The organism is Sphingomonas sp. LY54, from assembly GCF_035594035.1.
In the GTDB taxonomy this organism is placed as follows: Bacteria; Pseudomonadota; Alphaproteobacteria; order Sphingomonadales; family Sphingomonadaceae; genus Allosphingosinicella.
Window position 1 is genome coordinate 1,569,965 of record NZ_CP141588.1, and the last position, 22,355, is coordinate 1,592,319.

22 protein-coding genes are annotated in these 22,355 nt (G+C 67.6%); 8 read left to right on the forward strand and 14 right to left on the reverse strand.

Annotated features, from left to right (window positions below):
- Window positions 1–27 precede the first annotated feature (27 nt).
- The 6 genes from flhA to SH591_RS07975 form a co-directional block, all read right to left on the reverse strand.
- Entirely contained in the window at window positions 28–2,109 is a 2,082-nt protein-coding gene (gene flhA / locus SH591_RS07950; RefSeq protein ID WP_324751257.1) for a flagellar biosynthesis protein FlhA, read from the reverse strand.
- A 20-nt stretch (window positions 2,110–2,129) separates the two neighbouring features.
- Entirely contained in the window at window positions 2,130–2,696 is a 567-nt protein-coding gene (locus SH591_RS07955) for a helix-turn-helix domain-containing protein (RefSeq protein WP_324751258.1), read from the reverse strand.
- Entirely contained in the window at window positions 2,696–3,067 is a 372-nt protein-coding gene (fliN, locus tag SH591_RS07960; protein ID WP_324751259.1) for a flagellar motor switch protein FliN, read from the reverse strand. Before fliN ends, SH591_RS07955 begins: the two co-directional genes overlap by 1 nt.
- Before the next feature lie 11 nt (window positions 3,068–3,078).
- Window positions 3,079–4,638 (reverse strand): flagellar basal-body MS-ring/collar protein FliF, encoded by a 1,560-nt coding sequence (fliF, locus tag SH591_RS07965; protein WP_324751352.1) that lies wholly within the window; start codon window positions 4,636–4,638, stop codon window positions 3,079–3,081.
- 179 nt (window positions 4,639–4,817) lie between these two features.
- Window positions 4,818–5,471 (reverse strand): FliH/SctL family protein, encoded by a 654-nt coding sequence (locus tag SH591_RS07970; RefSeq protein WP_324751260.1) that lies wholly within the window; start codon window positions 5,469–5,471, stop codon window positions 4,818–4,820.
- Window positions 5,472–5,505: 34 nt separating this feature from the next.
- A complete protein-coding gene (locus SH591_RS07975; protein WP_324751261.1) occupies window positions 5,506–6,540 on the reverse strand; it encodes a flagellar motor switch protein FliG in 1,035 nt (344 codons plus the stop codon).
- Window positions 6,541–6,638: 98 nt separating this feature from the next.
- Between SH591_RS07975 and SH591_RS07980 the strand changes: the two genes are divergently transcribed.
- Window positions 6,639–9,365, forward strand: a complete 2,727-nt coding sequence (locus SH591_RS07980) for an autotransporter outer membrane beta-barrel domain-containing protein (RefSeq protein ID WP_324751262.1) — start codon at window positions 6,639–6,641, stop codon at window positions 9,363–9,365.
- 10 nt (window positions 9,366–9,375) lie between these two features.
- Entirely contained in the window at window positions 9,376–9,798 is a 423-nt protein-coding gene (locus SH591_RS07985; protein ID WP_324751263.1) for a flagellar basal body protein, read from the forward strand.
- Between the two features lie 67 nt (window positions 9,799–9,865).
- On the opposite strand, the gene SH591_RS07990 is transcribed toward SH591_RS07985, so the two are convergent.
- Both SH591_RS07990 and mnmA read right to left on the reverse strand, forming a co-directional pair.
- Entirely contained in the window at window positions 9,866–10,927 is a 1,062-nt protein-coding gene (locus SH591_RS07990) for a hypothetical protein (protein ID WP_324751264.1), read from the reverse strand.
- Between the two features lie 154 nt (window positions 10,928–11,081).
- Window positions 11,082–12,194, reverse strand: a complete 1,113-nt coding sequence (mnmA, locus tag SH591_RS07995; RefSeq protein WP_324751265.1) for a tRNA 2-thiouridine(34) synthase MnmA — start codon at window positions 12,192–12,194, stop codon at window positions 11,082–11,084.
- A gap of 91 nt (window positions 12,195–12,285) precedes the next feature.
- Between mnmA and SH591_RS08000 the strand changes: the two genes are divergently transcribed.
- Window positions 12,286–12,570 (forward strand): hypothetical protein, encoded by a 285-nt coding sequence (locus tag SH591_RS08000; RefSeq protein ID WP_322831021.1) that lies wholly within the window; start codon window positions 12,286–12,288, stop codon window positions 12,568–12,570.
- Between the two features lie 107 nt (window positions 12,571–12,677).
- Window positions 12,678–12,977, forward strand: a complete 300-nt coding sequence (gene sciP, locus SH591_RS08005) for a CtrA inhibitor SciP (RefSeq protein WP_322831022.1) — start codon at window positions 12,678–12,680, stop codon at window positions 12,975–12,977.
- Between the two features lie 83 nt (window positions 12,978–13,060).
- Here the strand turns inward: sciP and SH591_RS08010 are convergent, their stop codons facing one another.
- A complete protein-coding gene (locus SH591_RS08010) occupies window positions 13,061–13,240 on the reverse strand; it encodes a hypothetical protein (RefSeq protein ID WP_322831023.1) in 180 nt (59 codons plus the stop codon).
- 96 nt (window positions 13,241–13,336) lie between these two features.
- Window positions 13,337–13,729: a response regulator gene (locus SH591_RS08015; RefSeq protein ID WP_324751266.1), complete on the reverse strand. Its 393-nt coding sequence runs from the start codon at window positions 13,727–13,729 to the stop codon at window positions 13,337–13,339.
- A 194-nt stretch (window positions 13,730–13,923) separates the two neighbouring features.
- Between SH591_RS08015 and SH591_RS08020 the strand changes: the two genes are divergently transcribed.
- Together SH591_RS08020 and SH591_RS08025 are read left to right on the forward strand one after the other, a co-directional pair.
- Entirely contained in the window at window positions 13,924–14,589 is a 666-nt protein-coding gene (locus tag SH591_RS08020; protein WP_324751267.1) for a Crp/Fnr family transcriptional regulator, read from the forward strand.
- Window positions 14,582–16,462, forward strand: a complete 1,881-nt coding sequence (locus SH591_RS08025) for a sensor histidine kinase (protein ID WP_324751268.1) — start codon at window positions 14,582–14,584, stop codon at window positions 16,460–16,462. The genes SH591_RS08020 and SH591_RS08025 overlap by 8 nt, the downstream gene beginning before the upstream one ends.
- A gap of 12 nt (window positions 16,463–16,474) precedes the next feature.
- On the opposite strand, the gene SH591_RS08030 is transcribed toward SH591_RS08025, so the two are convergent.
- Entirely contained in the window at window positions 16,475–16,654 is a 180-nt protein-coding gene (locus SH591_RS08030) for a hypothetical protein (RefSeq protein WP_324751269.1), read from the reverse strand.
- Window positions 16,655–16,796: 142 nt separating this feature from the next.
- Between SH591_RS08030 and SH591_RS08035 the strand changes: the two genes are divergently transcribed.
- Both SH591_RS08035 and SH591_RS08040 read left to right on the forward strand, forming a co-directional pair.
- On the forward strand, window positions 16,797–17,063 hold the full coding sequence (locus SH591_RS08035; RefSeq protein WP_324751270.1) for a hypothetical protein: 267 nt from the start codon (window positions 16,797–16,799) through the stop codon (window positions 17,061–17,063).
- A 212-nt stretch (window positions 17,064–17,275) separates the two neighbouring features.
- Window positions 17,276–17,518, forward strand: a complete 243-nt coding sequence (locus SH591_RS08040; RefSeq protein WP_322831029.1) for a type II toxin-antitoxin system HicB family antitoxin — start codon at window positions 17,276–17,278, stop codon at window positions 17,516–17,518.
- A 64-nt stretch (window positions 17,519–17,582) separates the two neighbouring features.
- Here the strand turns inward: SH591_RS08040 and SH591_RS08045 are convergent, their stop codons facing one another.
- The 3 genes from SH591_RS08045 to SH591_RS08055 all read right to left on the reverse strand — a co-directional run bounded on the left by SH591_RS08045 (window position 17,583) and on the right by SH591_RS08055 (window position 22,323).
- Complete coding sequence (locus SH591_RS08045; protein ID WP_324751271.1) at window positions 17,583–19,091, reverse strand: aldehyde dehydrogenase family protein; 1,509 nt, start codon at window positions 19,089–19,091, stop codon at window positions 17,583–17,585.
- Between the two features lie 69 nt (window positions 19,092–19,160).
- Entirely contained in the window at window positions 19,161–19,820 is a 660-nt protein-coding gene (locus SH591_RS08050; RefSeq protein ID WP_324751272.1) for a glutathione S-transferase family protein, read from the reverse strand.
- Between the two features lie 13 nt (window positions 19,821–19,833).
- Window positions 19,834–22,323: an ABC transporter permease gene (locus tag SH591_RS08055; RefSeq protein WP_324751273.1), complete on the reverse strand. Its 2,490-nt coding sequence runs from the start codon at window positions 22,321–22,323 to the stop codon at window positions 19,834–19,836.
- Between the last annotated feature and the right edge of the window lie 32 nt (window positions 22,324–22,355).

Below are 22,355 nucleotides of genomic sequence, written 5' to 3' on the forward strand. Positions count from 1 at the left end.
TAGAGGCAAAGTCGCGGTGCGACGCGGTCAGGCGATCGCGCCCAGCGTGCGGATTCGCGAGCGCACGTGGATCTCGTTCTGCGACAGCACCACCGTCGCCGGCCGCACCCGTTCGATGATCGAGCGCACGAACGGGCGGATCGCGGGGTTGGTCAGCATGCACGGTATCTCGCCTTCCTGGGCAAGCCGGTCATAGGTGTCGCGCACCGAGCCGATGAACGCCTGCAGGCTAGACGGCGCCATGGCGAGATGGCGCTCGTCGCCGATGCCGACGATGCTCTCGGCAAATTCCTGGTCCCAGCGCGGCGACAAAGTGATGATCGGGATCGCGCCGTCGCGGGCCTGCTGCGACGAGATCTGGCGGGCGAGGCGCCCGCGCACATGCTCGGTCATTTGCATCAGATTCTGGGTGAAGACGCTCGCCTCCGCGATGCCTTCGAGAATGGTCGGCACGTCGCGGATCGAGATGCCTTCGGCGAGCAGATTCTGGAGGATGCGCTGCACGCCCGAGATCGAGATTTTCGCCGGCACGATGTCCGCCACCAGTTTCTCGGACTCCTTGTGAATCTCGTTCAGCAGCTTCTGCGTCTCGGTGTAGGAGAGCAGGTCGGCAATATTGTCCTTGATGAGCTCGGTGAGGTGGGTCGTGACGACGGTGCCGCTGTCGACCACGGTGAGGCCGCGGAAGCCGGCTTCGTCGCGCAAATCCTTGTCGATCCACAGAGCAGGCAGATTGAACACCGGCTCCAGCGTCTCGACGCCCGGAATGCCGACATTCTCCCCGCCCGGATTGATGACCAGCAATTTGTCGAGGCGGATCTCGCCGCGCCCGGCCACCGTCTCCTTGATGTAGACGATATATTCGTGGGCCTGCAGCGCCATATTATCGAGGATGCGCACCGCCGGCAGCACGAAGCCGTAATCGATGGCGAACTGGCGCCGAAGCGCGCGCACCTGATCGTCGAGCCGCGGGTCGCTGCTGGAATCGTTGATCAAGGGGAGCAGCCCGTAGCCGAGCTCGATCCGCACTGCGTCGATCGCGAGCGTGCTGGAGATCGGCTCCTCGACCTGCGACGCCTCCAGCTCGCGGCTGGCGTCGGCCATGCGCTCCTGCGCCTCGATCAGCTCGTTGCGCTGGCTCGCCTTCCAGGCAATCCATCCGCACAGGCCGCCCAGCACCGCGAACGGGAGGAAGGGCAGGCCCGGGATCAGCGCCAGCGCGATCATCAGGGCCGCGGCCATGCCGAACGCCTTGGGATAGCGGCCGAGCTGGTCGCCGAGCGCCGCCCCGGCCTTGCCCGCCATGCCGCCCTTGGACACGAGCAGGCCGGCCGCGGTCGAGACGATCAGCGCCGGGATCTGGCTGACGAGGCCGTCGCCGACGGTGAGGATCGTGTAAGTGTGGAAAGCCTCGCTGAACGCGACTCCGTGGATGCCGACGCCGACGATCAGGCCGACGACGATGTTGATCACGGTGATGAGCAGGCCGGCGACGGCGTCGCCCTTCACGAACTTGGAGGCACCGTCCATCGCGCCGAAGAAGCCGCTCTCGGCCTCGATCTCCTCGCGGCGGGCGCGCGCCTGCGCCTCGCTGATCATGCCGGCCGACAGATCGGCGTCGATCGCCATCTGCTTGCCGGGCATCGCATCGAGGCTGAAGCGCGCCGCGACCTCGGCGATGCGGCCGGCGCCCTTGGTGATCACGACGAAATTGATGACGATCAGGATGATGAAGATGGTGAGGCCGATCACGGTCTCGCCGCCCATCAGGAACTCGCCGAACGCCGCAATCACGCCGCCGGCGGCATGGACGCCTTCATGGCCGTGCGACAGGATCAGGCGGGTCGAGGCGATGTTGAGGCCGAGGCGCAGCATCGTCACGATCAGCAGGATCGTCGGGAAGGCGGAGAGCTGGAGCGGCTTTTCGATGAACAACGCCGTCATCAGGATCAGCACCGAGGCGGTGATCGACAGCGACAGGCCGAAATCGAGCAGCCAGCCCGGCACCGGCAGGATCAGCATGGCGATAATCGCCACCACCGTGCCGGCGAGCGCGAGGTCCCGGCTCATGCCGAAACGCTGCATCAAATTGGTCCATTGCGCGGGCATTCAGCTCTCCGGAAGTACGCTCAGAGCGCCGGCGAGACGGGGATCCCCGCCTCGATGAAGGTGCGCAATTTGTTGCGCATCGTGCGCACCGAGATGCCGAGGATGGTCGAGGCCGAAGTGCGGTTGCCGTGGCAGCGCTCGAGCGTGTGCAGGATGAGCTCGCGCTCGACGTCCGCGACGGTGTGGCCGACCAGGGCCTCGACCTCGATCGCGCCGGCGTCCCCGGTGGCGAGCAGGGCGATCGCCGCCGCGATCAGCTCGCGCTCGGGCGGCAGCGGCACATAGTCGCGCGCGCCCGCCCGCACCGCTGCGACCGCGGCCGAGGCCGGCGCGTCGATTCCGCAGGCGAGGACCGGCACCGCGATCTTCTCGGCGCGGAGCTGCTCGAGAAAGGCCGGCACGTCGAAGCAAACGTCGATCATGACGCTGTTGCTGCGGCGCTGGCGCAGATGGGCGACCGCCGCATCGAGGCTGTCGACGGCGACGACTTCCGCGCCGCTCTCGCGCGCCATGGCGGCGGCGAGCTGGAACTCGCTGCCGGCAGCGCCGACGAGCAGCATCCGGACCAAGGGCGAGCCGAACTCCATCACCGGTCCTGGCGAACGATTTCGGTCAGCGTCACGCCCAGTGCGTTGTCGATCAGCACGACTTCGCCGCGGGCGATCAGCCTGTTGTTGACGAAGATGTCGACTGGTTCGCCCACGCGCCGGTCGAGCTCGACGACGTCGCCGGGCCGCAGCCGCATCAGCTCGCCAATATCCATCCGCGACCGGCCGAGCACCGCCTGGACCTTGACCGGCACGTCGAACACGGCCTCGAGGCCGCTCGCGCCGGCATCGACCGGGCCTTCGATGCCCATGGTCGACCAACCCTCTTCGGCTTGGCTGGCTTCCGCGCCGCCGCTTTGTTCGTCGAGCTCGGCCGGCACCAATTGGCGCGGCGCAATGTCGTCGCTCATCACCTTCTCCATCATGAATTCATCCACTGCCGGACGACCGAAGCCGACTCACCGGGGCTGCCCTTGACCGCCTCGCCGATGCGCTTCAGCGCCGACATCTTGATCCGCCCGTCGACCTGCGCGAGCGCGATTTCCTGATCGATCGAGACCGCATCGTTGCGAGCCTCGAGCTGGCGCATCGCATCTTCGTCGCCATCGGCCGCGCGCGATGCCAAAGCGAGCATCTCCGGATCCTGCGCCGGCGGCAGCGCCGGCTGGGCCTCGGGCACCTCCGCCATGTCGGTGGCGCGGCGCCGCTCGCGATCGCGCAACATCCGCAGCGCCATCAGGCCCACGCCGGCGATGACCAGGATCTTCAACAGGTCGAAGACGTGATCCATCGTCAGACCGCCCAAGAAGCCGGCGTCGGCGCCCGGATCCTCGGGAGTTGCGAAGGTCATGCTTTCGACAACCACGCTGTCGCCGCGCTCGGCGTCGAAGCCGACCGCATTCTCGACCAGGCGATTGAGCCGCTTCAGCTGCGAATCCGGCACGCCCTTGGCTCCGCCGTCGACCAGCACGGCGACGGTCAGGCGGTTGATCTTGCCGGGCGTGCGCACGGTGACGCTCTGCCGGCTGCTATTCTCGTAGGTGATGTCCTCGGACGATTCCGCCTTGGTGGACTGACGCGTGTCGCCACCGCCACCGACGGGCTGGCCCTGGTTCTCCGGGAGCTGGGCAGCGACCGTCACGGCATCGTCGGCGGCATCCTGCTCCTGGTTCTGATCGTTGGATTCGACCGATACCTGATGCTTGATCACCTGCGTGTCAGGATCGAACACATTGGCTTCCTCGCGCGTCTGCTCGCGGTCGATCACCGCCGAGACTTCGGCGCGAACCTTGCCGACGCCGACGATCGGTTCGATCATCGCCTCGATCTGCGAGCGCAGCCGCGCTTCGACCGCCGCCTGGCGCTGCTCGATCTCGCTGGAGCTGGCGCCGCCGCCCTCGCCCGCCCGAGCCAGCAGCGCGCCCGTCTGATCGACGACCGACACGCTTTCCGGCGACAGTTCCGGCACCGAGGAGGCGACGAGATAGCGGATCGCCTGGACCGATTCCCCGGGCAGCGAGCCGCGGGTCTTGACGGTCACGGCGGCGGTCGCCTTGCGCGCTTCGGCGGCGAACATCGCCCGCTCCGGCATCACGATGTGGACGCGCGCCTTGGTGACGCTTTGAAGGCTTTCGATCGACCGGGAGAGCTCGCCTTCGATAGCGCGCGTCTCGTTCATCTTGGCGCGCGACGAGGAGACGCCGAACGGCTCCTCCTGGTCGAGCACGTCGTAGCCGATCTTACCGCCAAGCTGCTCGGAGGCCATGCCCATGCGCAGCTCGGCGAGCTTGTCCTGCGGCGCCAGCACGCCGGTGCCGTCGGCCGAAATCTGGAAGGGGACGTTCTGGGCCTTGAGCTTCTCGGTGATCGACTGCGCCGCAGCCGGATCGAGATCGGTGTAGAGATAGCCCATCTGGCTGCTCGGGCCGCGCAGCGACACCGCCGCCAGCACGGCGAGCAGCGTCACCGCGACGCCGCCCATGATCAGCAGCCGCTTGGTCCCGAGCTGGGCGGCAAAATTACGCAATCCGTTCAAGGGGAGCCCCACAATGACGGCAGGGCGAACATGTCCCTGCCGGGTTCATTATAGGAGGAGCGCTCTAGGCAAGTTCTGCCGGGTAGGAATTTTTTGCCGCCATCGCGCCGACGGCGCTGCGGGCGTCAGCCGAGGAAGGGCGCGAACTCTTCCAGAACGGCGGCACGGCGCGCCTCGGCGTCGAGGCGGAGCCCGCCTTCGTCCCAGCCGATCAGGGCATCTCCGAGCGCGAGGGTGGCGTCGCCGAACACGATCAGCGTCATCCGCCGCCGCTCCTGGCCGATGCGGAAGGCGACCAGCTCCTCCATCCGCTCGACGAGGTCGGGGTGGACGCGGATCTGCAGCTTCGGCCCGCGGCCGACCTGTTCGAGCACCCGCCCCAGCGCCTCGTTGATCGCCTGTTCGGGCGCGCGTTCGAGCGCGCGGCCGGCGAGCATGTCGGCCGCCTCCAGGGCCACGGTCGCGGCGTCGTTGCGCACCGCGGTCTGGACCTCGGTAAAATCCTTTTCGATCTGCTCGACCGCGGCGTGGAGTGCATCGACCGCAGAGAGCAGAGCCGTCTCGCGCTCCGAGCGCGCCTGGGCGAGCCCCGCCTCGAAGCCGTCGGCGCGGGCGCGCGCGAGCGCGTCGTCGCGCTCCAGGTTCAATCGCTCGACCTCGGCGCGCAGGCCGTCGATCTCCATCTCGAGGTCGAGCGCATCGGCGGCCTCGCGCTTGGCCGAAGCGGCGGTGAAAATCCGGTCGAAGGCGAACGGCCTGATCTTGGTCGCTGCATCCATCTCTAGTCTCCTCGAAGCCATCTCTTTCGCCTCGTCAGTAGATCAGGCCGTCGTCGCTCTTGGGATCGACGAGCATGATGTCGCCGCGATCGGCGAGCGACTTGGCGAGACGCACCAGGGCGGTCTGCGCCTCCTCGCAGTCGCGCGACCGGACCGGGCCCATCGCCGTCATCTCCTCGCGCATGAGCTTGGCGGCGCGCTCGGTCATGCTGGCGAAGAAGATCTGCTTCATGCTCTCCGGCGCGCCCTTCAGCGCCAGCGCCATCTCGCGCTTGTCGGCATTGCGGACGATCGTCGCGATCGCGGCCGGCAGCAAATTGGCGAGATCGTCGAACGTGAACATCAGGGCGCGGATGCGTTCGGCCGATTCCGGCGCACGCTCGTCGAGCGCGCCCAGCATCGCTTCCTCAGTCGATCGGTCGAGCGCGTTGAAGATCTCGGCCATGCTCTCGTGCGGATCGCGCCGCTGCGAGCGCGACAAATTGGTCATGAACTCGCTGCGCAGCGTCTGCTCGACCTCGGCGATCACTTCCTTCTGCACCGTGTCCATCCGCAGCATACGCATGATGACGTCGGTGGAGAGATCCTTCGGCAGCTCGGCGAGCACGCGCGCGGCATGGTCGGCGCTCAGCTTGCTGAGGATCACGGCCACCGTCTGCGGATATTCGTTCTTGAGGTAAGCGGCGAGGACGGACTCGTTCACGTTGGAGAGCTTGTCCCACATCGTCCGGCCGGAAGGACCGCGAATGTCCTCCATGATCTCCTTGACCTTCTCGCCGGGAAGCACGCCTTCCAGCAGCCGCTCGGTGGTCTCGTAGGAGCCGTGCAGCGACGACATGGACGAAACCTCGCCCGAAAACTGGACCATCAGATATTCGACCACCGGCGCCGGCACCCGTCCGAGCTGGGCAATGCAGGACGACAGTTCCTTGATCTCGTCGACCGAAAGCTGCTCCCAGATGGCGGCGCCATGCTCCTTGCCGAGCGCCAGCATCAGCATCGATGCGCGCTCCAGGCCGGAATATCTCTTGAGTTCGGGCGGTTCGCCGATCGGCGCCATCACGCTCATGCACTACTCCAAAAAATACGCGGCAAGCGGGTCGGAGCCGTGCCGTTCGTCTATCTTATAGGATGAATGTGCGCGCAGGGAGGCTTGGTTAATCGGCCATGTCGATAAATTTTTCGAACAGCCTCGTGGGGCTCAGCATGCTGACGGGCGACAACAGCCTGTTCGGCCTCGCCTCCTCCATGCGCTTCGAAACGCGCGCCGTGCGGATCGCCAAGGCGCAGTTCACGACGCCGCGGGTAACCGCTCCCTGGCAGCAGCCGGGGCCGAACACGCCGCTTTCCGCGCAGCTGGCAGCGATCAAGCGGCTGTCGACGATCATCGACAAGACCCCGATGCGCAATGCCTCGCTGCCGGCCGACGTCCAGACCAGCTTCGTCGCCTACAAGGCGCTCGAGCAATTGCGCGTCCTGGCCGAAAGCGCCGCGGCCAAGACCACTTCGTCGTCGGCACGGCTGTCGCTCGACGCGATCTTCGCCAAGGGCTTGGGCGACCTCCAGGCTTTCCTCGCGGCCGCCCCGACCGACAAGGTCAAGCTCGCCTTCGACAAGCCGGCGCGGCGCGCCGAGAGCGTCCCGATGACGCCGACGATCGCGCCGACCAAGACGCTTGCCGCCGGCATCCTCGACACGCGCAATGCCGCCATCCCCGGCATCGCCGGCAACGAGCTGCTGAGCGTCAGCCTCTCCAAATATGGCGTGACCGAGAGCGTCACGGTCGACCTGTCGACGGTGACGCAGCCGCCCACGCTCGACGGCATCGCCGCAGCCCTCAATGCCGCCATCGCGTCCGTCCCGATGCGCGACACCAACGGCGCGATCGTGTTCGACGGCGATGGCAACCCGCTCGCCAAATATGCGTCGCGCTTCTCGGTCGAGAAGAATGACGGCAAATGGGGTCTGGCCCTGAACGCGCTGGGGGTCGAGCAGGTCGGCATCGACCAGGTCGGCGCCAAGGACAGTTTGATCGTCGCCAGCGGCCAGACTGCGCTCGACGCGCCCACCACCACCAAGATCCTGCGCTTCGACGACCCGGCCGGCGCGGTCACGCAAAAGACGCTCGGCACGATCGCGGCGGTCGACCGCGACGCCACCGCGGCAGCGGCCCTCACCCCGCCGCCTCCGCCGATCAAGGGCACCACGGCGCCGCAGCCGAAGACGATCTGGGCCGCCACGACGGCACGCGCGATCACCAGCGACGCGCAGGGCAACAGCTATGTCGTCGGCACCACCGGCGGCGACCTCGGCAGCAACCGCGTCGACGGCGCCGAGGACCTGTTCCTCACCAAGCTCGACAGCGAGGGCCGCGTGCTCTGGCAGCGCACGCTCGGCGCGTCCGGCGGCGCCCAGGGCGCAGCGGTCAGCGTCGCCGCCAATGGCGACATCGTCGTTGCCGGCACGGTTTCCGGTCCCTTCAACGGCTCGCTCGGCGCCGACAGCGACATGCTGGTCGTGAAGTTCGACGCCAATGGCGACGAGAAATTCGCCACCGCCGTCCGCGCGCTCGGCAACGAGGAAGCGAGCGCGGTCACGGTCGGCGCCGACGGCACCATCTATGTCGGCGGCCGCAGCGGCACCGGCGGGGGCGATGCCTTCCTCGCCCGGATCAGCACCACCGGCGCGCTCCAGGAACGCCGCACGATCAACAGCGGCGGCAGCGACACGGTGACGGCGCTGGCCATCGACGGCAGCGGCGAATTGCTGGCCCTCACCAAGGAAAACGGCACCGCGACCTTGCGCCGGATCGACGCGCAATCGCTCGCCGGGGACCTCGGATCGCTGGCCCTCGGATCGGCCGACGCGCGCGCGATCGCGGTATCGGAGACCGGCGAGATCGCGGTCGTCGGCGCCACGCTGAGCGCGCTGATCGGAACCCAGGTCAACGCCACGTCGGGCGGCCGCGACGGCTTCGTCGCCCGCATCGACGCCGGGCTCAGCGGTGCAAGCGTCTCCTATCTCGGCAGCGCTGCCGACGACCAGGCCGACAGCGTCACGTTCATGAACGGTTCGCTCTATGTCGGCGGCCGCACCACCGGCGCGATGGACGGTGCGCGCCGCGGCGCCGTCGACGGCTTCATCAGCCGCATCGACACCGCCACCGGCGCGATCCAGAGCACGACCCAGTTCGGCCAGACCGCGCTCCGCACCGAGCCTGTGCGCATCGCCGCCACCACGGGCGGGGCCGGCATCATGGGGGCGCTCGGCCTGCAGCGCGGCACCGTCAACGACAGCGAGTCCACCAAGCTCGTCGCCCAGACCAGCCTGCGGCCCGGCGACGAATTCACGCTCAAGGTCGACGGCAAGACCGCCAAGAAGATCACAGTCACGGCCGACGACACGCTGGCGACGCTCGCCGACCGGATCCGCAAGGCGACCGGCGCCGACATCACGATCACGACCCCGAAGGTCGGCGAGAAGAGCGTGCTGCGCATCGACGCCAAGCCCGGCCACGCGATCGAGCTGGTCGCCGGCGTCGACGGCAAGGACGCGCTCGGCAAGCTCGGCATCGAGCCGCAGCGCCTGTCGGCTCCGCCGGTCGCGCCCAAGAACGCACCCCGAGTCCAGCCCGGCGGCACGTTCGGCCTCGCGCTGAGCGACGCCTACAGCCTCGTCACCATGGAGAGCGCGGCGCTGGCGCTGAAGACGATCGAGTCGGCCATCTCGATGACGCAGACCGCCTATCGCTCGCTCTACTGGGACGACGGCAAAGCCGCGCTCGCCAACGGCACCAGCAACATTTCGGGCGGCGCCTCTGCCTACCAGCAGAAGCAGCTCGCCATGTACCAGGACGCGTTGAGCCGCCTCGGCGGCTCCAACCCCTATTTCTAAGGACGCCCTCATGCCCAACCTTCCGCCCCTGCTGGCCGGCCTCGGCCAGGCCATGCGGCACCTGAGCGAGCGCCAGAAGGTGATCGCGCAGAATGTCGCCAACAGCGAGACGCCCGGATTCAAGGCGCGCGAGCTTGAGAAGCTGGACTTCGGCGCCCTGCTCGCGCCGCACGGCGAGCGCGGCCAGGTCCGCATCGGCAAGCCGCGCGTCACCATCACCAGCGGCATGGCCGCGCTCGGCGCCAGCCAGCCGCGCGGCGGCCACATCATCGCCGACAAGGACGTCACCGAGACCAAGCCCGACGGCAACAACGTGACGCTCGAGGAGCAATTGCTGAAGATGGGCCAGGTGCAGGCGGACTACGCCACCATGACCAATCTCTACCGCAAGCAGATGTCGCTGATGAAGACGGCTACCGGCCGCGGCGGCTAAGCCGGACCGGCCACCTGCGCAGAAAGAAAGGCGCCGCCGGGTTTATCGCCCGGCGGCGCTGCGCGTTTCAGGCGACGAACTCGTAGGTCGTCGGCCCGATCTGGAGATTGTCGACATACATGTCGGCGGCGCCGTTGCCGGAGCCCAAGGCGACCGACCAGCCGATGATCAGGCTGTCCTCGTCGAAACGGATGCCGCCGACCGGGGTGAAGCCGTCCGCGTCGGCCCAGTCGCTGAGCTCGGTCATGTTGACGATCTGATCCCAGTTCATGCCGTTCGAGCGTTGCCACGCCACCCAGTCGTCGCCGGCGAGATCGGCATGCTGCCAGGCATCGGTCGTGGTCGGGCCAAAGCCCTGATAGGCCCATTCGAACACGAGCTCGCCGCGATCAGTGGTGGTCGCGAGATTGCCGTCGGCGTCGATGATCAGGCGGATGACCGGGATCACGTCGGTGCGCTCGGCGCTGTCGATATAATAATCGAATTCGAGCATATCGAGCTCGCCGAGCGTGACCTGCTGGTCGGCGTCCCACAGATTGTTGAGCCGCAGCCGGCCGTTATTGCTGTCGGTGACGAGGTGGAGCGCCTCGTCCGATCCGCCGCCGGGCACGGCGTCGATCGTCACCGATCCGAACCGGGCTTCGCTGTTCATTGCCGATCCGTCGGCCAGCAGGCTGAAGCGGGTCGCCTGGTCGCCGGGGCCGTGATTGACGTTGTTGATGCCCGACAGGAACAATGTCGACCCGTCATGATCGTGATGGTCGTGGCCCTTGCCCTTGCCGTTGCCGTGCTCCTGGTGACCACGGCCGTGACCGCGATGGCCGGACGAGGACGAGTCGATGGCGCCGTCCACGTCGATCTCGAGCGCGCCGAAGCGCAGCACCTCGATGTCTCTCAGGCGATCACTGCCGTCGGGGCCGTTCACGTTCAGCTTGCCCGACGGATGGTCGTGGCCGGTGATCGACGAGCGGAAGAATTCCTGGCTGAACGCCGCCGTGTCTCGGCCCCTGCCGCCGTCGATATCGTCGTTGCCGCCGCCGCCGGTGATGAAGTCGTCGCCGTTGCCGCCGGTGATATGATCGTCCTGGGGCGTGCCCACGATGACGCCGTTGCCGCGAATTCTTGCCATGTTCTGATCCTCCCTGATGGTCCCGGAAGCGGCCGCCATCCCACCGTCACGCCCGATACTGGAGGAAACCTCGGCGTGCTTTCAGGAAGGATGTAAGCGCGGACGACTCGCCCCTGATGCGGGGGACCATAGCATATTAAAGGCAAAGCGTTGGTCAGGCCGCGGCAAGGGCCTCCCGGGCCGGGACCGTCGCTTCGATCCAGCCGCCGCCGAGGACGCGGTCGCCGTCATAGAGCACCGCCGCCTGGCCCGGCGCGACGCCATATTCGGGCTGCAGGAAGTGGATCGCTTCGCCGTCGAAGCGGACCGGCGCCGGCTTGGCGAGCGACCGCACCTTGGCGGTGAGGCCCTCGCGCTGGCCCTCGCCGATCCAGTTGATGTCGGCGAGGCAGGCGGCGCTGACCGCAAGCGCGCGCTTGGGCCCGACGACGACGCGGCGGCTCTCCGGCTCGATGCGGACTACGTAGAGCGGCTCCTTCTGGCCGCCGATCTCGAGCCCGCGGCGCTGGCCGACGGTGAAGTGGATGAGGCCCTTGTGGCGGCCGAGCACGCGGCCCTCGCCGTCGACGATCTCGCCTTCGGCCGCCGCTTCGGGCCGGACCCTCTTCACCACCGAGGCATAATCGCCGTTGGGGACGAAGCAGATATCCTGGCTGTCGGGCTTGTCGGCGACGAGCAGCTGCAGCTCCTTGGCGATCTCGCGCACCACGGGCTTGGGCAAATCGCCGAGCGGGAAGCGCAGATAATCGAGCTGGTCCTGGGTCGTCGCGAAAAGGAAATAGCTCTGGTCGCGGGCCGCGTCGGCCGGGCGATGGAGCTGCGCGCCGCGCGGCCCCATCACGCGGCGCACATAATGGCCGGTAGCGAGGCAGTCGGCGCCAAGATCCCTGGCCAGCGCCAGCAGATCGGTGAATTTCACCCCCTGGTTGCAGCTGATGCAGGGGATCGGCGTCCGCCCCTTCATATATTCGTCGGCGAAGCGGTCGATCACGCTGTCGCGGAAGCGGCTTTCGTAATCGAACACATAATGGGCGATGCCGAGCCGGTCGGCGACGGTGCGCGCGTCGTAAATGTCCTGCCCCGCGCAGCAGCTGCCGGTGCGCTGCACGGCGGCACCATAATCATAGAGCTGCAGCGTCACGCCGATCACTTCCGCGCCGGTGCGGGCGGCGAGCGCAGCCACGACCGAGCTGTCGACGCCGCCCGACATGGCGACGACGATCCGGGCCTCGCTGAGCGGCTTGGCGAGCTGGAAATCCACGTTCATCGCCGCGGCCCATAGCGCAGAGCCCTGCAAAATCACACCCTTGGGTCGACCTTTACGATGGATTCAGCCTGTTCCGGTACGACTCGGACTCATGGAGATGGCTTTCTTCCGCCGCGCGGAGCGAATGCTCGCCGACCGCTCCGCGGCCCGCCTCGATTATGAGGTGCTGGTCGCGAGCCTCGACGCGCTCCAGGCGTCAAGTCCCTGCGCGCGCGCAGCCCGCGCTCGGCAGGGCGATGCCGTGCCCGGGAACTCCGAGCGCGAGCCGCTGGTCGTCCTCCTTCTCGGCGCCCCGGGCTGGGAGCAGGCGGTGCCGCTCCAGGGCGGCTGCTTCCATCGCGAGCCGGTGCCGCTTCCGTACGATCCGAACCGGTGACCGTGAAATTTACCACCCGACTTTAGGCTTCCTTCAACGCATCGGCGGTAAGGCTGAGGCGTGACAAGAGTTGAGCCCCGAAAAGGGGCCTGTTTTTTGAGGTTTGAATGATCGAGAACCAGAAGATCCGCCCCGCCCAGGTGATCGGCCCGCTCGGCGAGCCGCTTACGCTGGACACGCTTCCGCCGCAGTCGACGTCCCGCTGGGTCGTGCGTCGCAAGGCCGAAGTCGTGGCGGCCGTGAATGGCGGGCTTCTGTCGGTCGACGAGGCGTGCGAGCGCTATCGCCTGACGCTCGAGGAATTTGCCAGCTGGCAGCGCGCGGTCGACCGCTCGGGCATGCCCGGCCTGCGCGTCACCCGCATCCAGCATTACAAGTCGCTCTACGAGCGCCAGCAGAAGTTCTGACGAAAAAAGAGGCGTGCCCATACGGGCACGCCTCCAATGTGCGCAGCCTAGGAGGAGTGGGCTGAGGCTGCGTCGCTACCCGCTCACGAAAGCTTGTCCGATGGCTTGGCCGCGAGGTCGGCCAGATCGCGCATCCGATCGAGATGAAGCGCGGTCAGGCTGAAATGCGCGCGCGCCGCCTGAATAGATTGGGCGCTGAGCGCCATGTCGAGTTCTGCGGAGGCCCGGTCGGAGTGGAGCCTGATCTCATCCTCTCTGGTCATGCCCGATCCCCATCTCATGTCCAAAGATGATCAGTCGCGGATCAAAACGATTCGGGCATTCACCTTTGTTATGATTCAGTATTTCTTCGCGAAAGCTTAGGCATCGCCGGTTCCGTCCTTTCCTGCCGCCACCAGCACCCCCATGCATTCCAGCACCTGAGCGACACTGAAGGGTTTCTCGATCTGCGGCACTTCGCGAAACCGGTCGGGCAGGGAGTCGCGCGTATATCCGGATGCGATCAGGAACGGGATGCCGGCCTCGCGGAGCCTGTCCCCAAGCGTGAAGGCCATGCTCCCGCGCAGGTTGAGGTCGATCACGGCATAATCGATCCCGCCCGCGGCGATCAGTTTATCGGCTGCGGCGGCGGTAGCGACCGGTCCCGCTATCTCCGCTCCGCGTCGTTCGAAGGCGCAGGCAAGATCGTCGGCGAGATAATATTCGTCCTCGACGACGAGAATGCGTGCGCCGCTAAAGCCCATATTGTCCATCTGCGCCCTCCGTTCTGGTCCTGGGGACGGCTCGCGTGTAAACAGTCGCTTACCTAACATAGGTGAACAACAGTCCGCGAGGGGCCGCGCTAATGACGGGGACAGTTGACCGCTATGAAATGGTAAATGTCCTGACCCGCCGCATCGAAGCATTCACCAGGCTGTCGCAAGACGATCGCGCAATCCTCGAACGCATGGCGCGTCGCACCATCCGCGAAGTCGGAGCCCGGCGCGATCTCATTCGCGAAGGCGATGCGCCCCGCTCCGTCTTTCTGGTGCTGGACGGATGGGCGTGCCGCTACAAGACGTTGCCGGACGGCCGGCGCCAGATCGTCTCCTTCTTCGTGCCCGGCGACCTTTGCGATCTGCACATCTACATCCTCCGGGAAATGGACCATTCGATCGCTTCCATCACGCCGGTGCGCGTAGCGGAGATTGCGCGCGACGACTTCGAGAAGCTGCTCGCCGATCACCCCCGCCTCGTCCAGGCATTGTGGTGGGATGAACTGGTGACGATGGCGATCCAGCGCGAATGGACGCTCAACCTGGGTCAGCGCACCGCGTTCGAGCGGATCGCCCACCTCCTGTGCGAATTGTACATTCGCATGCAGTCGGTCGGCCAGACCAACGGCAACAGCATCAATTTCCCGCTGACCCAGGTCGACCTGGCGGACGCGACCGGGCTGACCGCCGTGCACGTCAACCGGACGCTGCAGGAACTCCGCAAGGGCGGACTGGTCGAGCTGCAGAGCAAGACCTTGACCATCCCCAACATGGACGCTCTCAAGGATGTCGCCATGTTCAACGACAATTACCTGCACCTCGACCGGGAGGGCAGGCACCTCGACGCCAATGACTGATCGGGGAAACTGGCTGGCCGGCGACGGCGAAATGGCCGAGCGGGTGCGCAGCCACGACTGGACGGCGACTCCCATCGGCCCGATCGCCCAATGGCCGCGCGACCTCAGGACCGCCGTCGGCCTGACGCTTTCCCATCCGCTGCCCATGCTGCTCTGCTGGGGCGAGGACCTGATCCAGATCTACAACGACGCCTACCTGCCGGTGCTGAACGGCAAGCACCCGCGCGCCCTCGGCCAGTCGGCGAGATTGCAAGAAGCCGAAGGCTGGGAGAATGCCGGCGCGCTCTGCGAACGCGTATGGGCAGGGCAGGCGATCTCATCGGACCGGCAACGACGGTCGGTCCTGCGCGACGGGGCGCCGAGCGAGGCCTGGTTCGTCGGCCATCTCGCCCCGCTTCGCGACGCCCACGGCGCCATCGCCGGCGTGCATCTCATTGCACAGGATTTGACCGGGCAGGTCGCCGCCGAAGCCGCCCGCGACCGGGCCGAGGCGGAGGCGCGTGACCGCGAGACCAGGTTCGAGACCGTCGCCGAATTGCTCGGCCTCGGCTGGTCGAGCTGGGAGCCCGGCACGGGCGAGCTCAACTGGGATGCCCGCACCAAGGCCCTGTGGGGCCTCGCGCCTACGTCGACGATCGATCCGAAGCAGGCGGTCGCAGCCATCCATCCCGATGACCGCCATCGCGTGGAGGCCGCCGTTTCGGCCGGATTGATTCCGGGCAACGAACCCGTCACGCTGGAATATCGCGTGATCGGGATCGAAGACGGGGTCGAACGCTGGATCCAGGGCCACGGCCGGGCGTCGTTCGACGGCAGCAGGCCGACCGGGTTCGTGGGCGCCGTGCTCGACATCACCGAGCGCAAGGCGACGGAGCTCGCGCTCCGCGACAGCCAGGCCTGGCTCCAGGAAGGAGTCGAGCTGGCCGGCCTCACCACCTATCGCTGGGATCTGCGTACCGGAAAGCTCGACTGGGACGAGCGCCTGCAAGCCTTGTGGGGCTTGTCCGCCGATCTCGAGCCTAGCTACGAGCGGTGGAAGGAGGGCGTCCATCCTGCCGATCGGGACCGCGTCGTGGCGACCGTCCAGTGCGCGCTCGATCCCGCGGGGACGGGGGTATACGAAGCCGAATATCGCATGCGGAATCGCCAGACCGGCGACATTCGCTGGATCTCCACCCGCGCGCGCAGCCGGTTCCTGGACGGAGAGGCGGTTGCCGTCACCGGGACGGCGCGCGATATCACCGAAAGCAAGCTGGCCGAGGAGCACCAGCGCACGCTCCTCGCCGAGCTGCAGCATCGGGTGCGCAACACGCTCGGCGTCGTCCGGTCGATCGCGCAGCGCACTGCCGCCACCAGCGACAGCGTGGAAGACATGGACATGCACTTGCAGGGCCGGCTCGACGCCTTCTCGCGCGTCCAGTCCGCCGTCACCCGCAACCCCGACGCCGGCGTCGACCTCAAAGGGCTGATCGAGGACGAGCTGCTCGCCCATGCGGCGCGCGAGGGCGACACGTTGGTCGTCCGCGGCCCCGACACGCAGCTCCCGCCCAGGGCCGCCGAGTCGGTCAGCCTGGCGATGCACGAGCTCGCGACCAACGCCGTCAAATATGGCGTGCTGAGCGGCGTCGCGGGCCGGCTGTCGATCGTCTGGGAGACATTGGCCGCGGACGGCGGTGGCAAGGCCCTGCGGCTGGTGTGGAGCGAGACTCTTGGCGAGGCCGGGCTGACCGAGCCGCAGCGCCAGGGGTTCGGCATGGAACTGCTCCAGCGCCGGCTGCCCTACGAGCTCGACGCGCGCACGAGAATCGAATTCCGGCCCGAAGGTCTCCGCTTTACGCTCGAGATGCCGCTGCCGGAGGCTAGCGCCGCCTGAGCCACGCTCCCATCAGTCGACCGCGGACGTAGATTCCTTGTGGACGCCAAAGCCGTTGGCGATGATCAAAGCGGCATATTCATCGGCGAGCTGGCGGTGCACCGCGGCGACGACGGGATTGGACGCGGACTCGGCGCTGCGCCGCTCTGCCTCGAGACGGGCACGGTAGTAAGCGAGATCGTTCCTGGTCATGGCGTTCGATCCCCCCCGGGACTCGGCTTGGTCCGCCAGAATACAGTATCGCAACGAGCCGGTCGAATCCTGCAACCGGCCGCAAGACGGTTCACATCCGGATCAGCTGCCCTATGACAAAGACAGCGACCCGGAGGAAGTGATGACGCGTTTGATGATCCTGGCCATCGTGCCGCTCGCGCTTTCGGGCTGCGTCGTCGGCACCATCGCGAGCACGGCGGTCGACGTCGTCACGCTTCCGGTCAAGGCCGCCTCGAAGGGCGTGGACCTCGCCACCACCAGCCAGTCCGAAGCCGATGAGAAGCGCGGGCGCGCGATCCGCAAGCAGGAGGAATGCGTCGGCAAGGCGCAAAGGCGCGCCGAGCGCCGCGGCGAGGAGCCCGATACGCGCCACTGCTACGACGACTGAACCTTCTCTACGCCCCCGGGTTGGAATTGCGCCAGAATGCAACGGCCCCGCGCCGGAGCGTCGACAATAGACTCGCCTTGAAGCGCGATCTGCATCATCTATGCGGATGAACGGACTGCGCTTTCAGCAGTCCTTTCCAGACATAGCGTGCCGCGCCTGTAGCTAACCTCGGTTGGCCGCGTGGAGGTAATGGAACCCGTTGGAGGCCCGGCATGCTCACTTACGCGCTGCGACTCGCTTATCGATATGACGGCATGGTGCTGGCGACGGTGCCCGACGTCCCGGAAGCGATGGCCGTCGGGCGCGACGACGAGGAAGCGTGCGAGCAGGCGCTGCGCGCGCTGGAATCGGCGCTGGACGATTATGTCGCCCAGGGCCGTCCGTTCCCGCCCGCCCGCACCGCCGGGACGGTGACGGTGACGACCGTCAAGTTCGAGATGCTCACCCCGGCCTGATGAATCCGCAGCGAAGGGCGACCGAACCCCGTCTCATCGAGACGGGGCTCTCGTCCTTGCGCGCTCAGAGCGCGATCGCGACCGTCTTCAGCTCGGTATAGGCCTCGATTCCGTAGCGGCCGGATTCGCGTCCGAAGCCCGATTGCTTGAAGCCGCCGAACGGGATCGAGGTGTCGGCCGCGCTGTTGGTGTTGCCCCACACCATGCCCGCCTTGATGCGCGCGGCGAGCCTGTGCATCGCCGAGACGTCGCGGGTCCAGACCGAGGCGGCGAGGCCATAGGGCGTGTCGTTGGCGGCCGCCGCGACCGCATCGAGATCGTCGAAGCGCTGGGCGGTGAGGACCGGGCCGAAAATCTCCTCGCGTACCACCGACATGTCGGGATTCACGTCGACGAGGATGGTCGGGTTGACGAAATAACCGTCGCCGCCCGGCGTGTCGCCGCCAGCGAGCACGGTGGCGCCGGCCTTGCGGCCCTGGTCGATATAGCCGAGCACGCGCTCATGCTGCTCGGTCGAGACGAGCGGGCCCATCATCGTGTCGGGGGCGAGGCTGGGCCCGACCTTCCACTTGCCGGCATTGTCGGCGACCGCCTCCAGCAATTTGTCGAAAATCGAGCGGTGCGCGAACAGGCGCGAGCCGGCGATGCAGACCTGCCCGGCATTGGCGAAGATCGAGCGGGCGGCGCCGGCGGCGGTCTTCTCGATGTCGACGTCGGGGAGCACGATCACCGGCGACTTGCCGCCAAGCTCCAGCGTCACGCGCTTCAGCGTGTCGGTGGCGGCGCGGTTGATGATCTTGCCGACTTCGGTCGAGCCGGTGAAGGCGACCTTGTCGACCAGCGGGCTGCGCACCAGGCGGTCGCCGCAGGTCTCGCCGAGGCCGGTGACGATGTTGACGACGCCGGCCGGGATGCCGGCTTCGGCGATCAGGTCGGCGAGGCGCAGCACCGAGAGCGAGGTCTGCTCGGCGGGCTTCAGGATCACGGTGCAGCCGGCCGCCAGCGCCGGCGCGATCTTCTGCACGGCCATCATCAGCGGGAAGTTCCACGGCACGATCTGCACGGCGACGCCGATCGGCTCGCGGCGGACATAAGCGTGCATCGTCCCGGTCGGGAAGCCCGACGGCTCGATATGCTCGCCCGAAAGCTTGGTCGCCCAGCCGGCCATGTAGCGCAGGGTCTGGACGCAGCGGGGCAGGTCGTAGCCGGCCGAGGCCGAGCGCGGCTTGCCGTTGTCGATCGATTCGAGCTCGGCGATCTCGGGAATGTTGGCTTCGATGAGGTCGGCGAGGCGCATGATCGCGCGCTCGCGGGCGTAGGGCGAAAGGCCCGACCAGCGGCCATCGTCGAAGGCGGTGCGCGCGGCCTGGGCGGCGCGGTCGGCATCGGCCTCGGACGCGTCGACGATCGTCGCGATCTGGCGGCCGGTGGAGGGATCGTAGACCGGCAGCGTCTTGTCGTGGGTCGACTGCACCCACTCGCCGTTGATGAACAGGGCCGGCGCGCGCTGGAGGAGTTTCTGCACCGCTTCGGAATAAGCGGGCTGGGCGGCGATCGGGGTCATCTCATTCATCGTGGCAATCCTGACTGAGGGCGTTCCACCCCTATAGTCCCTGGAGCGGGGCGGTTGGAAGGGGAGCGGCTAGGCCAGCATCTTGCGGGCATTTTCGGCGAGCTTGTCGGGATCGTCCTCGCGCGGCGGAATCTGGCGACCGCGCTGCACCGCGGGGCGGGCAACGACCTGGTCCAGCCAGCGCTGCAGATGGTCGAGGCCGGCGACGTCGATGCCGGGCCATTCGTGGGTGTGCACCCACGACCAGTTGGCGATGTCGGCGATCGAATAATCGCCGGCGAGCCATTCATGGTCGGCGAGATGGCGGTCGAGCACTTCGAACAGGCGGCGGCCTTCGCGGCGATAGCGGTCGATCACGCTCGGAAGCTGCTCGGGGAAGTAGCGGGTGAAGACGTTGGCCTGGCCCATCATCGGGCCGACGCCGCCCATCTGGAACATCAGCCACTGCATGACCCTGGATCGCCCTTTCGCGTCGGCCGGCATCAGCCGCCCGGTCTTCTCGGCCAGATAGGTCATGATCGCGCCGGATTCGAACACCGCGAAGTCGCCTTCGTCCCGGTCGACGATCGCCGGGATGCGGCCGTTGGGGTTGATCGCGGTGAACCACGCTTCCTTTTGCGCGCCCGAGGCGAGATCGAGCACATGGACCTCGTAAGGCAACTCCAGTTCCTCGAGCGTGATCGAGGCCTTCCATCCGTTGGGCGTGGCGGCGGTGTAGAGATCGATCATGCGGATCCTCCGATCACAATGCCCGCAGCGCGCGTGCCGGCCGGGCCGTCAATGCAGGTAGGGACCCGAGCAGGCCGAGCGCAAGGGTGACGAAAGCGCCGAGGGCGAGGGTGGCCGCAACAACGCCCCAGTCGGGCGCCCATTCGAGCTCCAGCACCTTCACCACGACATACCAGCCGGCGCCGGCGCCAAGCGCGAAGGCGATCGCCGCGACGATCGCGGCGAGCGCGGCGAATTCGAGCGCCTGGGCCATGAGGATGCGCGCGCGGGTGGCGCCGAGCAGCTTCAGCATGACGCTGTCATAGGTCCGCGCCCGGCGGCTCGCGGCGAGCGCGCCGACCAGCACGGCGATGCCGGCGAGGATCGCGACCGAGGCGGCCGACCGGACCGCGACCGTAAGCTGCTCGAGCATCCCGGCGACGGCCTGCACCACTTCCTTGACGCGGATCACGCTGACGGTGGGAAAGGCGTTCGAGACCGAGCGCGAGAAGGCGCGCTCCTCCGCCTCCGGCATCGACATGGTGGCCATGAAGCTGTGCGGGGCACTTTCGAGCGCGCCGGGCGCGAACACGATCACGAAGTTGAAGCCCAGCGTGTCCCAGTTGATCTCGCGCAGCGAGGCGATCCGGGCCTCGATCTCGCGGCCGAGGATCGCGATGGTGATCGAATCGCCGACCTTCAGCCCGACCGCGCGCGCCGCCTCGACGTCCAGCGAGACCAAGGGCGGGCCGTCATAATCGGCCGGCCACCATTGGCCATCGACGATGCGGCTGCCTTCGGGAAGCGTGGCGGCGTAGGTGAGTCCGCGATCGCCGCGCAGGAACCAGGCCCCGTCCGGAAGCTCCTTCATCTCCGAGACGCGCCGATCGCCGACCGCAACCACCGATCCGCGCAGCGACGGGATGGTGACGAGGTCGCCCTGCGGCGCGGCGCGCAGCGCGAGCGCGCGGAAGCGGCCGACCTCCTCGACCGGTATGTCGAGCATGAAGAAGCTCGGCGCCTTGGCCGGAACGGTGGTGCGGATCTGGCCGGAAAGGTTGGTCTCTATCACCGCCAAAGTCGTGAACAAGGTGAGGCCGAGGCCGAGCGCGACCACCAGCCGTCCGGTCTGCGCCGCCGGCCGGTGGAGATTGGCCAAAGCAAGGCGGAAGAGCGGATTGCGCGGCCGGGGCAGCGCGGCCGCGCCGCGCCGGATCAGCCAGCCGAGCAAGGTGAGCAGCAGCAAGAGGCCCAGCGCCGAGGCGATGAACACAGCGGCGAAGCCGGGCTCGCGCGCCGTCCCGATCGCAAGCGCGGCGATCAGTCCGGCCGCCAGGGCCACCGCCAGGACCAGGCGCCAGCCGGGCCGGCGCAACCGCTCGAGGCTGCCGCGGAACAGGCTGGCGGCCGGGACGGTGCGCGCCTGGGCGAGCGGGATGATGGCAAATTCGAAGGCAATCAGCAGGCCGTAGCCGGCGCTGACCAGCAACGGCACCGGATAAAGCGACAGGCTCGGCGGCACCGGCAGCGCGCTGCCGGCGATCTGCACCACGATCCAGGGCACGAGCGCGCCGACCGCTAGGCCGACCAGGATCGCAGCCAAGGCGACGAGCCCGATCTGGACGAGATAGGAGAGGAAGATGGTGCGGCTGGTTGCGCCGAGCAGCTTCAGCGTGGCGATCGTGCCGCGCTTGGCGTCGAGATAGGAGGTCACCCCGTTGCCGACGCCGATGCCGGCCACGATCAAGGCGGTGAGGCCGACTAAAGTCAGGAACTGGCCGAGCCTCTCGATGAAGCGCCGCGTGCCCGGCGCGCCGTTAGACCGGTCCTGGATGTCGAAGCCGGCATCCTTGAACCGCTCGGTGAGTCTCTCCGAAAGCGCCGCGACGTCCGTCCCCGGGGAGACTTTGAGGCGATAGGCGCTGGTGTAGAGGCTGCCCGGCTGGACGAGACCGGTGGCGGCGAGCCCGGCCGGATCGACCAAGGCGGTCGAACCCAAAGTGAAGCCCTGCCCTACCCGGTCCGGTTCCTCGGCGATCAGGCCGATGATGCGCAGGTCCGCCGCGCCGATGCGGATCGAATCCCCGACGCTCACCCGAAGGCGATCGGCCAATTCCGGCCCAACCGCGACCTGCTTGCCGCGCGGGCGCGGCGCGATCGCGCCCGGCTCCAGGCGAAAGTCCCCGTAAAGCGGCCAGGCGGCGTCGACGCCCTTCAACTCGACGAGCACGCTCTCGGCTCCGTCGAGGCGCCCGGCCATGGCCCGCATCCGAGTGATGTGGCTGACCTGCCCTTCGCGAGCGAAGGCGGCGCGCTCCTCGGGAGTCGCCGCGCGCTGCATCACGTCGAGCTGGACGTCGCCGCCGAGGATCGACTGGCCGCGCTCGGCGAGGCCCGACACAATCGCCGAGGACAGCGAACCCACTCCGGCCAGCGCAGCGACGCCCAGGAACAGGCAGATGGCGAGCAGACGCAGCCCGGTCAGGCCGCCGCGCAGGTCGCGCATGGCCAGGCTGAGGATCATCGATCCTCCCCCGCAGTGGGAGGGGGACCAGC

What these genes read in the sequence shown, in the direction of transcription:
- flhA (WP_324751257.1), bottom strand. Translation starts at nt 2,109, where the DNA reads ATGCCCGCGCAATGGACCAATTTGATGCAGCGTTTCGGCATGAGCCGG.
- SH591_RS07955 (WP_324751258.1), bottom strand. Translation starts at nt 2,696, where the DNA reads ATGGAGTTCGGCTCGCCCTTGGTCCGGATGCTGCTCGTCGGCGCTGCC.
- fliN (WP_324751259.1), bottom strand. Translation starts at nt 3,067, where the DNA reads ATGAGCGACGACATTGCGCCGCGCCAATTGGTGCCGGCCGAGCTCGAC.
- fliF (WP_324751352.1), bottom strand. Translation starts at nt 4,638, where the DNA reads ATGGGCGGCGTCGCGGTGACGCTGCTCGCCGTGCTGGCGGCGGTGTCG.
- SH591_RS07970 (WP_324751260.1), bottom strand. Translation starts at nt 5,471, where the DNA reads ATGGATGCAGCGACCAAGATCAGGCCGTTCGCCTTCGACCGGATTTTC.
- SH591_RS07975 (WP_324751261.1), bottom strand. Translation starts at nt 6,540, where the DNA reads ATGAGCGTGATGGCGCCGATCGGCGAACCGCCCGAACTCAAGAGATAT.
- SH591_RS07980 (WP_324751262.1), top strand. Translation starts at nt 6,639, where the DNA reads ATGTCGATAAATTTTTCGAACAGCCTCGTGGGGCTCAGCATGCTGACG.
- SH591_RS07985 (WP_324751263.1), top strand. Translation starts at nt 9,376, where the DNA reads ATGCCCAACCTTCCGCCCCTGCTGGCCGGCCTCGGCCAGGCCATGCGG.
- SH591_RS07990 (WP_324751264.1), bottom strand. Translation starts at nt 10,927, where the DNA reads ATGGCAAGAATTCGCGGCAACGGCGTCATCGTGGGCACGCCCCAGGAC.
- mnmA (WP_324751265.1), bottom strand. Translation starts at nt 12,194, where the DNA reads ATGAACGTGGATTTCCAGCTCGCCAAGCCGCTCAGCGAGGCCCGGATC.
- SH591_RS08000 (WP_322831021.1), top strand. Translation starts at nt 12,286, where the DNA reads ATGGAGATGGCTTTCTTCCGCCGCGCGGAGCGAATGCTCGCCGACCGC.
- sciP (WP_322831022.1), top strand. Translation starts at nt 12,678, where the DNA reads ATGATCGAGAACCAGAAGATCCGCCCCGCCCAGGTGATCGGCCCGCTC.
- SH591_RS08010 (WP_322831023.1), bottom strand. Translation starts at nt 13,240, where the DNA reads ATGACCAGAGAGGATGAGATCAGGCTCCACTCCGACCGGGCCTCCGCA.
- SH591_RS08015 (WP_324751266.1), bottom strand. Translation starts at nt 13,729, where the DNA reads ATGGACAATATGGGCTTTAGCGGCGCACGCATTCTCGTCGTCGAGGAC.
- SH591_RS08020 (WP_324751267.1), top strand. Translation starts at nt 13,924, where the DNA reads ATGGCGCGTCGCACCATCCGCGAAGTCGGAGCCCGGCGCGATCTCATT.
- SH591_RS08025 (WP_324751268.1), top strand. Translation starts at nt 14,582, where the DNA reads ATGACTGATCGGGGAAACTGGCTGGCCGGCGACGGCGAAATGGCCGAG.
- SH591_RS08030 (WP_324751269.1), bottom strand. Translation starts at nt 16,654, where the DNA reads ATGACCAGGAACGATCTCGCTTACTACCGTGCCCGTCTCGAGGCAGAG.
- SH591_RS08035 (WP_324751270.1), top strand. Translation starts at nt 16,797, where the DNA reads ATGACGCGTTTGATGATCCTGGCCATCGTGCCGCTCGCGCTTTCGGGC.
- SH591_RS08040 (WP_322831029.1), top strand. Translation starts at nt 17,276, where the DNA reads ATGCTCACTTACGCGCTGCGACTCGCTTATCGATATGACGGCATGGTG.
- SH591_RS08045 (WP_324751271.1), bottom strand. Translation starts at nt 19,091, where the DNA reads ATGAATGAGATGACCCCGATCGCCGCCCAGCCCGCTTATTCCGAAGCG.
- SH591_RS08050 (WP_324751272.1), bottom strand. Translation starts at nt 19,820, where the DNA reads ATGATCGATCTCTACACCGCCGCCACGCCCAACGGATGGAAGGCCTCG.
- SH591_RS08055 (WP_324751273.1), bottom strand. Translation starts at nt 22,323, where the DNA reads ATGATCCTCAGCCTGGCCATGCGCGACCTGCGCGGCGGCCTGACCGGG.